The following is a 570-nucleotide window of genomic DNA, read 5'->3' as shown; positions in this document are numbered from 1 at the left end:
ATGTTGGATAAAATTGGTGGAACGGGTCGCGGTGAACTGTATGGTTTGGGCGACACTATCAAAACAACCAAAGCAGAAAAAACACCAGAGACCAAATTGGAAGCGGGTGCAGTAAAAAGCAACGGTGAGTCAAACGTTTCTGGTGCGGGTCGTTATCAATTAGATGGGCCGAAAGCTCCTGCGATCAGTAATCAAGCACAAGTGGTTGCGAACCTGATGGGTGAGCTTGCACCAACGATTGATCTACTGATGAGCACTACCGCGAAAGTGCTGAACGGTGACGAAGTGATCAAATCACCTTCGGACGCGGTTTCTCAATCGCTGTCTTTGTTGACGCTGCTTTACCAAGTGTCGAAGCTAAGCCGTGAACAGCAAGTGCTTCAACGTGAAATTGCGGTTGAAGCCAACGTTGCGAGTTTGCAAAGCCAAGCGGCAGAGCTGAACAACTCTGCTAGCGCGATGATCGCGATGGCGGTTGTATCTGGTGTGTTAGCGGGTGCTACAGCAATTATCGGTGCGCTTGGTTCGTTCAAAGCGGGTAAAGAAATTAAGACCGAGATGGCAAGCAAC

General features: G+C 49.3%; 1 pseudogene. It reads left to right on the top strand.

Features of this window, described 5'->3' with window-relative positions:
• Window positions 1–570 (top strand): annotated as a pseudogene (vopD, locus tag R7044_RS27070) (type III secretion system translocon subunit VopD); the annotation flags it as partial.

The organism is Vibrio sp. 1402 (genome assembly GCF_033340275.1).
Note: the sequence above shows the minus strand (reverse complement) of the source record. Positions and strands in the feature narration are given on the sequence as shown.